Raw genomic sequence first — 11,879 nt, forward strand, 5'->3', positions numbered from 1 at the left:
ACGGCGCGACCTCGGTCGCCCTGGGTCTTCTGCCCGCCGTCGCCGCCCTGCCCGCCGTCGCTGTGCTGGGTTACGCGATCGCCGGCGCCCCGTCGCTGGGCGCCGCGCTCGGCCAGGCGCTGCTGTTCACGCCGCTCGCGACCATCGCGTACTTCCTGACCTACGCCCTGCTCGTGCTCACCGGCGTCCGTTCGCTGAGCATCGGGATGGTCGAGGGCTACCACCCCGTACACGGCCGCGTCGCGTGGCAGGTCTGGGCGACCGAGCGGCTGATGGGCATGGCGCGTGAGGGGCTGTTCCCCTTGTACGCCAGCCTGTTCACCCCGGTCTGGCTCCGGATGCTCGGGGCGAAGGTCGGCCGCAACGTCGAGGCGTCCACCGTCCTCGCGCTGCCGAAGATGACCCAGGTCGACAGCGGCGCGTTCCTCGCCGACGACACCATGGTCGCCACCTACGAACTCGGCCACGGCTGGCTGCACGTCGCGCCCGCGCGGATCGGCAAGCAGGCGTTCCTCGGCAACTCGGGGATGGCCGCGCCCGGCCGTTCGGTGCCCAAACGAGGTCTGGTCGGCGTGCTGTCGTCGGCGCCGCTGAAGGCGAAGAAGGGCTCGTCGTACCTCGGGATGCCGCCGCTGCCGGTCCGCCGGTCGGTCGGCGAATCCGACACGAGCCGCACCTACACGCCGCCGCTGCGGCTGAAGGCGGCCCGCGCGCTCGTCGAACTGTGCCGGATCATCCCGGTGATGTGCGGCGTCGCGCTGACCGTGCTGGTCGCCGCCGCGATCTTCGCGCTGGCCGGGTCGTTCGGTTTCCTGGTGGCGCTGCTGCTCGGCGGTCCGCTGCTGCTCGCCGCCGGCGCCGTCGCCGCGCTGACCGCCACCGCGATGAAATGGCTGCTGGTCGGCCGGTTCCGCGCGGTCGACCACCCGCTGTGGAGTTCGTTCGTCTGGCGCAACGAACTCGCCGACACCTTCGTCGAGGCGCTGGCCGTCCCGTGGCTGGTCGGTTCACTCGGCGGCACGCCGCTGCTGCCCGCGTGGCTGCGCACCATGGGCGTCAAGATCGGCAAGGGCGTGTGGCTGGAGACGTACTGGCTGCCCGAATCGGACCTCGTGAGCCTGGGCGACGGCGCGACGATCAACCGCGGTTGCGTCGTCCAGACGCACCTTTTCCACGACCGGATCATGACGATGTCGCCGGTGACCCTGGACGAGGGAGCGACACTCGGGCCGCACGGTATCGTGCTGCCTGGCGCGAGCATCGGCGCGCGGACGACCGTCGGACCGGGCTCCCTGGTGACCCGCGGCGACGCCGTCCCGGCCGACTCGCGCTGGCTGGGGAATCCCATCTCGGCCTGGACGAAGTAAGGGAAGCGGGGTTCTTCGCGGGTGATTTCGAAGGCCTCCGCGCAGCCCTCGCCCGGCGCGGACACCTCCGGCGACTCCTATCTGCCCCATCACGGTAACGGCGGTTACCGGGTCCGGCACTACGATCTGGAGCTGGACTACAAGATCGGTCCCAACCGGCTTTCCGCCTCCGCGGCCATCACCGCGGAGGCGACGCAAGCGCTGTCGCGGTTCACACTCGACTTCGGCGAGTTCCGGATCAACCGGGTGCTGGTCAACGGAAAACCGGCGAAGTACGTCCGACGCGGGCACAAGCTGCAGGTGAAGCCGGCGAAGTCGCTGGCGCTCGGTAACGAGTTCCTCGTGGAGGTCTTCTACGTCGGCAACCCGCGGCCACTTCCCGGGCTGTGGGGCGACATCGGCTGGGACGAACTGACCGACGGTTCGCTCGTGGCGAGCCAGCCGGTCGGCGCGCCGTCGTGGTTCCCCTGTAACGACCACCCGGCGGACAAGGCGACCTACCGCGTCGCGCTGACGACGTCGTCGCCCTATCTCGTCGCGGTGACAGGGAATCTGGTGTCGCGGCTTTCTCGCGCGAGCACCACCCAGTGGATCTTCGAACGCCCGGAGCCGACGCCGACGTACCTGATGAGTGTCCAAATCGGACGGTACGACGACATCGAACTGGTATCCGGCGCGCGCCCCGGCTGGTTCTCGCACCCCTCGGCTTCCGCGTACCGTCTCAGCCTCGACGGCGACTCGGTGGTCGCCGCCGTGCCGCAACGAGCCGCCGTCCCGCCCCGCCTGCGCCGTGCCTTCGCCCGTGATTTCGGGCGCCAGGGCCGGATCATGGACTCGCTGCAACGGCTCTTCGGGCCGTACCCGTTCGGCGAGTACGTCATCGTCATCACCGACGACGACCTCGACGACCCCATCGAAGCCCAGGGCATGTCGATCTTCGGCGCGAACCACGTCGACGGACGGCGCACGCACGAGCGGCTCGTCGTGCACGAACTGGCGCACCAATGGTTCGGCAACAGCCTGACCGTCGCCGACTGGCGCCACATCTGGCTGAACGAAGGCTTCGCGACCTACGCGGAATGGCTGTGGTCCGAGGAATCCGGCGGCCAGAGCGCACACGCTTGGGCGAAGACCTGGCACGCGCGCATGAGGGCGAAACCCGCCGACCTGCGCCTCGCCGATCCCGGGGTGGCGCGGATGTTCGACGAGCGGGTCTACAAACGCGGCGGTTTGTTGTTGCACGCCTTGCGTTCCACCGTCGGCGACGCGGTGTTCTTCCCGCTGGTGAAGGCTTGGGCGACGGAGAACCGGCACGGTCTGGTGACCACCGCGGCTTTCGTGGCGCTCGCTGAACGCTTTGCCGGGCGTTCGCTTGCTGGGTTCTTCGAAGCCTGGCTGGACGCTCCGGCGCTGCCTCCGCTTCCCTGACGCCCTTCGCTCTCGGTCCCGGTCTCAGGGGTTCCCAATGTCGCATTTGAGACGCTCAGCGTCTCAAATGCGACATTGGGAACCCCGGCCAGTTGTCCACAGTGGTGCTGATGTGGCGAGTTGTCCACAGGTGAGTGGATCGAGGCTGGCACGAAGCAGGCCGCGAGATCCACGATCGCGTACGTGGTGCGAACTGGCGAATGGCGAGACGACCGCGAGACTCTATGGAAGCTGAGTCGCGGCGGAGTGATCACTGTCGCGCGACTGGTGGAGTTCGGCGTTCCGAGGAAGACGTGTTACCGGCGTTGCCGGCCAGGGCAGCCGTGGCAGCGTCTGCTCCCGGGAGTCCTCCTGCTCGGTTCCGGAAAGCCGACCCGGCGTCAGTTGGTCGACGGGGCGTTGCTCTACGGAGGGACGGAGGCGCTCGTCACGGGTCTCGAAGCCTGCCGCCGCCAGGGGCTGCGGGGGTCGGGTATCGCGGCGAACGGAATCCACCTTCTGGTGCCCGCTTCGTGCAAGGTCAGCAGCGTCGGCCCTGTGACCGTCGAGCGGACGACGCGAATGCCCCGGCCGGTCGTCGTGGACGGGGTGGCAATGGCACCACTCGTCCGGGCGGTCCTGGATCAATGCCGCCTGTTCACTACGCACGATCCGGTCCGCTCGTTGCTGACCGAATCCGTTCAGCGTGGGCGGCTGCATCCCGAAGTCCTCATCCGGGAACTCGAAGCCGGAAGTGATCGGGGGAGTGCGCTGCCCCGCGAGGCCTTGCGCGACGTCCTGCGAGGAGCGCGGTCGGTGGCCGAGGTCGACGCGATCGCGGTCTGGCGGCGTACAGGGCTCCCGGAGCCGTTGTGGAACCACGAACTGCGGGATGCCGCCGGTCGCTACATCGGAACCCCTGATGGTTACTTCCGGGCGGTCCGGCTCGCTTGGGAGATCGACTCGTACGACTTCCACTTCGCGCGGCCGCAGTACGCCGGCACGCTCGAAAGGAACAGCCGGTACACCGCCGAGGGCATCCTCGTGCTCCAGACGTTGCCCAGCCGGTTGCGATCGGAGCCAGGCAGGGTCGCCGCTGAACTCGTCGCCGCGTACGAAGCCGCAGCGTCCCGCTAGGTCACCTCTCACCCGATCACTCTGGCGCAACCGCGCGGTGAACCGACGCGCCGTGGGGGATGCCCTGACTTCCCGCGCGGTGATGCGTGAGAGTGTTTCCGCACTTCCTCCACCGGATGACAGGAGCACAGATGTCCCAGCCGCCGCAGTCGGGCGAGCCCGAAGGCCAGGTGCCCGATCCCGGGGCTCCGCAGGGGCAGCAGCCTTATCAGCAGCAGCCCTATCCGCAGCAGCCTTACCAGCAGCAGGGCTGGTATGGCGCACCGCAACAGCAGCCGCCGTCCTCGAACAAGACGGCGCTCTGGATCGGGCTCGGTGCGCTGGGAGTCGTCATCTTGGTGGTGTCCGTCCTGGCGTTCACCGGTTTCGTGGCGCCGGGGTTCCTCCTGCCGGACTCGAAGGACAAGAGTGCGGCCGCGTCGTCGCAGGCTCCGACGTCGAGTGCCCAGGACACGACGGAGAGCCCGGTGCAGATCCCGGCCGGCCGGACCGAACTGCCGAAACGCGCGACGCCGCTCGCGGATCCGACGACCTGCGCCTACCCGGCGGACACCACCAAGGAGCCGGCGAAGAAGGTCAATCCGCCCGCGGCCGGCCCGGCGCAGGCTTCCGGCACGGTGGCCGTCACGGTCAAGACGACGGCCGGCGACATCGGGCTGACCCTGGACCGCGGACTCGCGCCATGCACCGTCGCGAACTTCCTTTCGCTGGCGCAGCAGGGTTTCTATGACGGCCATTCGTGTCACCGGCTCGGCACCGCGGGGCTGCAGATGCTCCAATGCGGTGACCCGGAAGGCACCGGGATGGGCGGACCGGGTTACACGATCCCGGATGAGGTCTTCCCCGAACTCAAGTACGGCCGCGGGATCCTCGCCATGGCGAAGACACAGGCGCCGGACTCGGGCGGCAGCCAGTTCTTCATGGTCTTCGGTCAAGCGGAACTGCCGCCGGAGTACACCGTGTTCGGGAGCATCTCGGACGCGGGACTGCAGGTGCTGGACAAGGTCGCGCGCGGCGGGGTGGACGAAGCGAAGGGGTCCGGTGACGGGACCGGGCCGCCGAAGATCCCGGTGACGTTCGAGTCGGTCACGGTCTCCTGAGGTGCTATGAACGGCCCGTTACTTGCAAATTTTGCAAGTAACGGGCCGTTCATAGCACGCGCGGGGGTGGATCAGAGCGGGTTGTAGGCGCCCAGCGGGGCGGTGCAGAACGGCCCGCCGACGTACTCCGCCGCCGCTCCGGTCGGCCCGGGCTTGTCCGCCATCTGGTCGGCGTAGGCCTCCGCGTTGTCGAGCGACTTGTAACCCAGCGCCTCGGCTTCGGCGAGTGAGTAGATCCGGCGTGTGTTGTCGGAGACGCCCCAGATCAGGCGATAGCCGGGCGAGGGGTAGCTCAGGCAGGCCTCGAACAGGCGGGCGCCGTCGTCGGGGGAGAGCCAGGTCGTCAGGCCGCGCGGGCCCAGGACGAGCGGGTTTTCGAAACAGGAGCCGATCCGGATGACGATCACGTCCATGCCGAACCGCGAGTGATACAGGCTGCCCAGCGATTCGATGGCGGCCTTGCTGACGCCGTAGTAGGTGTCCGGCCGCGGCGAGGAGTCGGCGGGGAGGCCGTTCTCGCCGGCCTCGTCGTTGCGGCGGAAACCGACGGAGTGGTTGCTGGAGGCCAGGATCACGCGCGGCACACCGGCCGCCCGCGCGGCTTCGAGGACGGTGTGGGTGCCGTTGATGTTGACGTCGAGTGTCGCTTCCCACGAGTTCTCGCGGCTGTGCCCGCCGAGGTGGATCAGCGCGTCGACGCCGTCGCACGCCTTCGCCATCGCCTCCGGGTCGGTCACCGACGCGGTGATCAGCTCGACGTCCTCGCCGCCCGCGGCTTCGGGCTGCGCGGCCAGGTCGAGCAGGCGCAGCACCCGGCCGGAACGGCGGAGCCGCGTCCGCATCAGGGTGCCGACGATGCCCGCCGAGCCGGTGATCAGGACGCGCTGGTCTGCCATGGGAACCCCTTGTCAGTGGAAGAACGGGAATGATCAGCGGATGCCGGCGCGGCGCAGCTGCTGGCCGAGTTCCGCGGTGATTTCGGCGAGGAGCTCGCCGACGCGTTTCGCGTCGGCGTCGGTGACTTCGGTGACCGGCATGGAGCAACTGATCGCGTCCGTGCCGGGGATGCGGTAGGGGATCACGGCAGCAACGCAGCGGACGCCGAGGCTGCCTTCCTCGATTTCCGCCGCATAGCCGCGTTCGCGGGTCTTCGCGCACTCGGCGTGCAGTGCTTCGGGCGACGTGATGGTGTTGGGGGTCAGCGCCGAGAGATCTCCGGTCAGGAGTTCGCTGATCTCGTCGTGCGTCAGCTCGGCCAGCAATGCCTTCCCCAGCGCGGTCGCGTGGGTCGGCAGGGTGCGGCCGACCCGCGACACCAGATGCGTCGAGTGCCGCGACTCGCGCGTCTCCAGATAGACGACGTCGGTGCCGTTGCGCCGCGCGAAGTGCGCGGTGAACCCGGTCTGCTCCCGGATCCGCTCCAGCGCCTCCGTCGCGAACGGCACGACCGGGTCGCGGTCGAGGTACGCCGTTCCGCAGATCAGCGCCCGGACGCCAAGACGGTAGCGGGCGGTGTTGGTGTCCACTTCGAGCCAGCCGGCTTCGAGCAGCGTCCGCAGCAGCCCGTGCAGGCTCGACCTGGGAAAACCGGTCCGCGCGTGGAGATCCGACAGCGAAAGCCAGACATCGTTCGCGGCGAAGGTCTCGATCAGGTCGATCGCCCGCCGTGCCGATTTGACCCCGGCCGGCTCGGCCGCGGCGGACGCGCCGTTCGCCACCGTGACAGCGGCTTCCTGCTGCGGCATCCGCACTCCTCCATCCGGCCGTTGACTTGTGACTCCGGCCATATTAGCGTCCCGAACAGTGTTCTTATGGATGAACATAATCACTATAACAGACTCCGTTCATGGATGTGAACAGCTTGGGCTACACCGCATCGACGTGGACGCGGAAAGGAGTCAGCGGTGCATTTGCTGGACTGGATCATGGTGTCCGCGTATTTCGTGCTGATGGTGGTGATCGGCCTGTGGTCACACAGCCGCGTCAACACGGTCAGTGACTTCTTCACCGCCGGCGGGAAGATGCCGTGGTGGCTGGCCGGGATCTCCCACCACATGTCCGGCTACAGCGCGGTGCTCTTCGTCGCGTACGCGGGCGTCGCCTACACCGACGGCATCACGGTCTACTTCTGGGGCATGGCCAGCATCGGTATCGGCGTCGGCATCGGCAGCTGGCTGTTCGCCTCGCGGTGGAATCGCCTGCGCTCGAAGCTCGGTGTCGCCTCACCGCTCGAATACCTGGCGAAACGCTTCAACGTGCCCACCCAGCAGGCCCTGGCCTGGAGCGGCAGTCTCCTGAAGATCTTCGACATCGCGGCCAAATGGTTCGCGGTCGCGACGATCCTCAACGTCTTCGCGGGCGTGCCCTACACCTGGGGCATCATCATCACCGGTTCGATCACGCTGATCTACTGCACCGTCGGCGGTCTCTGGGCCGACGCGCTCACCGACTTCGGCCAGTTCGTCATCCAGGCCATCGCGGCGATCGTGATGCTGTGGGTCGTCCTGGACAAGCTCGGCGGCGTCTCCGGCCTGTGGACCGTGTGGGGCGACCTCCCGCCGGCCCACCTCAACCCGACCACGTCGAAGTTCACCACCGTCGTGCTGCTCGTCTACGTCCTGGTCAAGACGCTGGAGTACAACGGCGGTATGTGGAACCTGGCGCAGCGCTACATGGCCGCGCCGAACACCTTCGAAGCCCGTCGCGGCGCTCGGCTCTCCTCGATCCTGTACCTGGTGTGGCCGCTGGTGATGATGTTCCCGATGTTCGCCGCCCCGCTGCTGATCCCGAACATCTCGAACCCGAACAACGCCTACGCGATCATGACCACGACGTTCCTCCCGCCGGGTCTGGTCGGGCTGGTGCTGGCCGGCATCTTCTCGCACACGATGGCGATGGTCTCCTCGGACGCCAACGCGATCTCCGCGGTCATCACCCGCGACATGATGCCGGTGCTGTGGAAGAAGGCCCGCAGCTTCACCGAATCGCAGGGCCTGCTCGCCGCCCGGGTTTCGACGGTGATCTTCGTCGTGCTCACCATGGCGGTGGCCACGCAGGCCGAGAAACTCGGTGGTGTGCTGGGTATCGTGGTGCTCTGGGTCGCGGCACTGATGGGCCCGATCTCGGTACCGCTGCTGCTCGGCATGCTCCCCGCGTTCCGCCGATCCGGTTCCCGCGCGGCGCTGATCTCGTGGGCGGGCGGTCTCATCGCCTACGCGATCGCGTACTACGGCTACAACGCCACCCTGGCGGTCACCGTCTCCACCCCGATCCTGGTCTCGTTGGCGCTGTTCATCGGACTCGGCTACCTCATGCCCGAGCGCAAGGCCACCACCGACGAGATCATCGACACGATCGACCGGGACGACGACGTCCTGCCCAGCAAGACCAAGGACGGCACCAGCGTGCCTGCCTGACCGGGCCCGAACCCGGGACCGACCGATAAGAACGAAAGAGAAATCCATGGTACTGACCAAAATCGAGCTCGACGGCCTCCTGGCGTTCCCCCTGACACCCTTCACCGAGGGCCTGGAACTGAACCTCGACGCGTTCGCGGAAAACGTCGAGAGCCATGTGGCCGCCGGAGCCGGCGCGCTGTTCGTCGCCTGCGGTACGGGCGAATTCAGCTCGCTGTCCCCGGACGAGCACGCAGCGATCCTGCGTAAGGCTCGTGAGGTCGTTTCCGGGCGTGTACCCGTCTGGGTCGGGGCGGGCGGCGGCGCGGCGTCGGCCCGTGCCGGGATCGCGGCGGCGGAGGCGGGCGGCGCGGACGGCGTCCTCCTCCTGCCGCCCTACCTGGTCACCGGTCCGCCTTCGGGGCTGGTCGACCACGTGCGGTACGCCGTCGGGGATTCCTCGATCCCGGTGATCGTCTACCACCGTTCCACCGGGGTGTTCACGCCGAACTCCGCGGTCGAACTCCTCGACATCCCGTCGGTGGTCGGTCTCAAGGACGGCTTCGGCGACGTCGAACTGATGAGCCGGATCATCACCACGATCCGCTCGCAGGACACCGACCGGGCCCGGGAGTTCTTGTTCTTCAACGGTCTTCCCACCGCGGAGGTCTCCGCGCGCGCCTACTCCGCTGTCGGCGTCGCGCGGTACTCCTCGGCCGTGCACTGCTTCGCCCCCGAGATCGCGGCCCGTTTCCACCGCGCGCTCGCCGAGAACGACGACGCGGTCATGGAGGCCCTGCTCGCCGGGTTCTACCTGCCGTTGGTGGCACTGCGGGACGAGGGACAGGGCTTCGCCGTATCGCTGGTCAAGGCCGCGGCGCGGCTGCGCGGCGACAAGGTCGGTTCGGTCCGGCCGCCGCTGGTCGAACCCACGGCCGACCAGATCGCCCGGCTGGAGAAGATCATCGACGACGGATTCGCCGTCCTCAAATCCGTCGAGGCCGGTGCCTGAAGATGAAGGTTCTCGACGTCGTCCTGACCCCGGTCGCCTTCGCCGACCCGCCGTTGCTCAACGCGATGGGCGTGCACGAGCCCTTCGCTCTGCGCGGCGTCGTCCAGCTGATCTGTGAAGACGGCGTGGTCGGCCTCGGTGAGTCGTACGGCGACCTCGCCTTCCTGGACCAGGTCCGGAAGGTGCTGCCCGAACTCAAGGGACAGGACGTGTTCGACCTGCCCGGCCTGCGCCGGAAGGTCGCCACCACCCTCGGCGAGGTCGTCTTCGCCGACGCGCACGGGCTCACCGGCGGGTTCTCCGTCAGCAAGACCGTCGCGAGCGTGTACTCGCTGTTCGAGGTGGCCGCGCTCGACGCGCAGGGCCACTACCTGGGCAGGCCGGTGGTGGACCTGCTCGGCGGCAAGGCGCGCGACGCCGTCGACTTCTCCGCCTACCTGTTCTACAAGTTCGGCGCCCACCTCGGCGCCGAAGATGACTCGTGGGGCGAGGTGACCACGCCGGAGGCACTCGTCGGCGAGGCACGGCGCATGGTCGAGGAGTACGGCTTCGGTTCCATCAAGCTCAAGGGCGGTGCCTTCGACCCCGATCAGGAGATGGACGGCATCCGCGCGCTCGCGGAGGCGTTCCCCGATCACCCGCTGCGCATCGATCCGAACGCCGCGTGGACCGTGGACACCGGCATCCGGGTCGCCGAAGAACTCGAAGGCGTTCTGGAGTACCTCGAAGACCCGACGCCGGGCATCGAGGGAATGGCGCGTGTCGCCGAAAAGGCGAGCATGCCGCTGGCCACGAACATGTGCGTCGTGCGTTTCGCCGACATCGAGCCGGCGTTCCGGCAGCGTGCGGTCGGCGTAATACTTTCGGACCATCATTACTGGGGTGGCCTGCGGGACACGCAAGCCCTCTCCACCACGGCGGAATGCTTCGACGTGGGGCTTTCCATGCATTCGAACAGTCATCTCGGGATCAGTCTGGCCGCTATGGTGCACGTGGCCGCGGCGACGCCGCACCTGACCTACGCCTGCGACACCCACTGGCCGTGGAAGACGGCCGACGTCATCGCCCCGGGTGCGCTGGAGTTCGTCGACGGTGCGGTCGCGGTGCCCGACAAGCCGGGGCTGGGGGTCGAACTCGACCCCGACGCGCTGGCACGGGCCCATGAAGACTATGTCCGAAGTGGACAGACCAAACGGGATGACGTGACCTATATGCGGAAGTTCGTCGGAGACTTCGAACCGAATACGGCGCGGTGGTGACGGGGTGAAGGTCACCGGATACGCCTACCCCTGGGACGTCGTCGACGATCCCGGGTTCGTCGAGCGCGTACGGGAACTCGGCGTCGACGAGGTCGCCGTCGCCGTGTCGTACCACAGCGCCCGCGCCGCCACGCCCTGGTCGCCCGAGCGCACCTCCGTCGTGGCACGCCACGCGGCGCTGTACCGGCCGGTGCGCGAGGACGTCTGGGGTGAGCTGCGGCCCGCCGAACCGGACTGGGTCGAGAGCCGCGACAGCGCGGGCGACGCCGTCCGGCTGCTCAACGAGGCCGGGATCCCCGCCGCCGCGTGGATCGTGCTGACCCACAACTCGCAGCTGGGCACGGAGTTCCCCGACCACACCGTGCGGAACTGCTTCGGCGAGCGGTACCCGTGGGCGCTGTGCCCGGGGCAGCGGGCGGTGCGCGAATACGCGGCGAACGTGACCGCGGAAAGCCTCGCGGGGCTCGACTTCGCCACGGTCATCCTCGAGGCGTGCGGCCCGCTCGGCGCCGTTCACCAGCACCAGCACGAGAAGACCGACGGCGTCTGGTCGCCCGCGGCCGCGCGGCTGCTGTCGATCTGCTGCTGCGACGACTGCCTCGACGCCTGGGCCGCCGCGGGTCAGGACCCGGCCAAGGCGCTGGGCAAACTGCGCGCCGAGGTCCGCCGCCTGATCGACGGCGGCGATCTCCGCACGGGGGAGGACAAGATCCTGCCCACCCTGCGGCAGGTCCTGCTCGACACCCGGCAGAAGGCGACGGACGCGCTCCGTCGTGACGTGCTCGCGAAGATCCCGGCCGGGCCCCGGATCGTGCTCCACGGCGCGATGGACCCGTGGGTCACCGGCGCGCTGCCGGGACTGACGCCGTCGGCTCCCGCCGACGTCGACGCGGTGGTGCTGCAGAACTGGGTACCCGGTCATCCCAGCGTGGGCGCCGTCGCGGCGGCGCGGGCGAAGTTGCCGGAGAAGGTCGCCGTCGGCAGCTACATCACCGCGGTGGCGGCGAGCCCGGTCCCCGACATCGAGGCCTACACCACCGAACTCGCCAAAGCGGGCGCCACCGAACTGCACCTGTACCACCTCGGCCTCGCCGGCCCGGGGCGCTGGGCGGACCTCATCGCCGCCACCAGCGCCGCGCAAGACCTTTAGGAGAAAGCGGAACCCATGAGCCAGGCAACAGATCCCGCCACGCTCGAACAGA

10 protein-coding genes are annotated in these 11,879 nt (G+C 68.6%); 8 read left to right on the forward strand and 2 right to left on the reverse strand.

Annotated elements, in window-relative coordinates:
• From H5J31_RS38315 to H5J31_RS38330, 4 genes are all read left to right on the forward strand, one after another.
• The coding region (locus tag H5J31_RS38315; protein WP_328701724.1) for a Pls/PosA family non-ribosomal peptide synthetase at positions 1-1,367 on the forward strand (1,367 nt) is incomplete at its 5' end.
• Between the two features lie 21 nt (positions 1,368-1,388).
• On the forward strand, positions 1,389-2,795 hold the full coding sequence (locus tag H5J31_RS38320) for a M1 family metallopeptidase (protein WP_181777552.1): 1,407 nt from the start codon (positions 1,389-1,391) through the stop codon (positions 2,793-2,795).
• A 246-nt stretch (positions 2,796-3,041) separates the two neighbouring features.
• Entirely contained in the window at positions 3,042-3,911 is an 870-nt protein-coding gene (locus H5J31_RS38325; protein ID WP_328701725.1) for a hypothetical protein, read from the forward strand.
• A gap of 131 nt (positions 3,912-4,042) precedes the next feature.
• Complete coding sequence (locus H5J31_RS38330) at positions 4,043-5,011, forward strand: peptidylprolyl isomerase (RefSeq protein ID WP_181777553.1); 969 nt, start codon at positions 4,043-4,045, stop codon at positions 5,009-5,011.
• A 71-nt stretch (positions 5,012-5,082) separates the two neighbouring features.
• On the opposite strand, the gene H5J31_RS38335 is transcribed toward H5J31_RS38330, so the two are convergent.
• The gene (locus H5J31_RS38335) at positions 5,083-5,907 is read right to left on the reverse strand and encodes an NAD-dependent epimerase/dehydratase family protein (protein ID WP_181777554.1); all 825 of its coding nucleotides are present in this window, start codon (positions 5,905-5,907) and stop codon (positions 5,083-5,085) included.
• Positions 5,908-5,940: 33 nt separating this feature from the next.
• Complete coding sequence (locus H5J31_RS38340; protein ID WP_181777555.1) at positions 5,941-6,756, reverse strand: IclR family transcriptional regulator; 816 nt, start codon at positions 6,754-6,756, stop codon at positions 5,941-5,943.
• Positions 6,757-6,915: 159 nt separating this feature from the next.
• On the opposite strand from H5J31_RS38340, the gene H5J31_RS38345 reads away from it, so the two are divergent.
• The 4 genes from H5J31_RS38345 to H5J31_RS38360 are packed head-to-tail and all read left to right on the forward strand — an operon-like array spanning position 6,916 to position 11,827.
• Complete coding sequence (locus H5J31_RS38345; RefSeq protein WP_181777556.1) at positions 6,916-8,427, forward strand: sodium:solute symporter family protein; 1,512 nt, start codon at positions 6,916-6,918, stop codon at positions 8,425-8,427.
• Between the two features lie 46 nt (positions 8,428-8,473).
• Positions 8,474-9,418, forward strand: coding sequence for a 5-dehydro-4-deoxyglucarate dehydratase (locus H5J31_RS38350; RefSeq protein WP_181777557.1), 945 nt, complete (start codon positions 8,474-8,476; stop codon positions 9,416-9,418).
• A 2-nt stretch (positions 9,419-9,420) separates the two neighbouring features.
• The gene (locus H5J31_RS38355; protein WP_181777558.1) at positions 9,421-10,677 is read left to right on the forward strand and encodes a glucarate dehydratase family protein; all 1,257 of its coding nucleotides are present in this window, start codon (positions 9,421-9,423) and stop codon (positions 10,675-10,677) included.
• 4 nt (positions 10,678-10,681) lie between these two features.
• Positions 10,682-11,827, forward strand: a complete 1,146-nt coding sequence (locus H5J31_RS38360; RefSeq protein ID WP_181777559.1) for a hypothetical protein — start codon at positions 10,682-10,684, stop codon at positions 11,825-11,827.
• The last annotated feature ends 52 nt before the right edge of the window (positions 11,828-11,879 follow it).

Origin of the sequence: Amycolatopsis pittospori, from assembly GCF_013870525.1 — a bacterium.
In the GTDB taxonomy this organism is placed as follows: Bacteria; Actinomycetota; Actinomycetes; order Mycobacteriales; family Pseudonocardiaceae; genus Amycolatopsis; species Amycolatopsis pittospori.

Bases quoted from the DNA above. Each gene is read 5' to 3' on its own strand.
- H5J31_RS38350 (WP_181777557.1), top strand. From the start codon at position 8,474: ATGGTACTGACCAAAATCGAGCTCGACGGCCTCCTGGCGTTCCCCCTG.
- H5J31_RS38355 (WP_181777558.1), top strand. From the start codon at position 9,421: ATGAAGGTTCTCGACGTCGTCCTGACCCCGGTCGCCTTCGCCGACCCG.
- H5J31_RS38340 (WP_181777555.1), bottom strand. From the start codon at position 6,756: ATGCCGCAGCAGGAAGCCGCTGTCACGGTGGCGAACGGCGCGTCCGCC.
- H5J31_RS38330 (WP_181777553.1), top strand. From the start codon at position 4,043: ATGTCCCAGCCGCCGCAGTCGGGCGAGCCCGAAGGCCAGGTGCCCGAT.
- H5J31_RS38335 (WP_181777554.1), bottom strand. From the start codon at position 5,907: ATGGCAGACCAGCGCGTCCTGATCACCGGCTCGGCGGGCATCGTCGGC.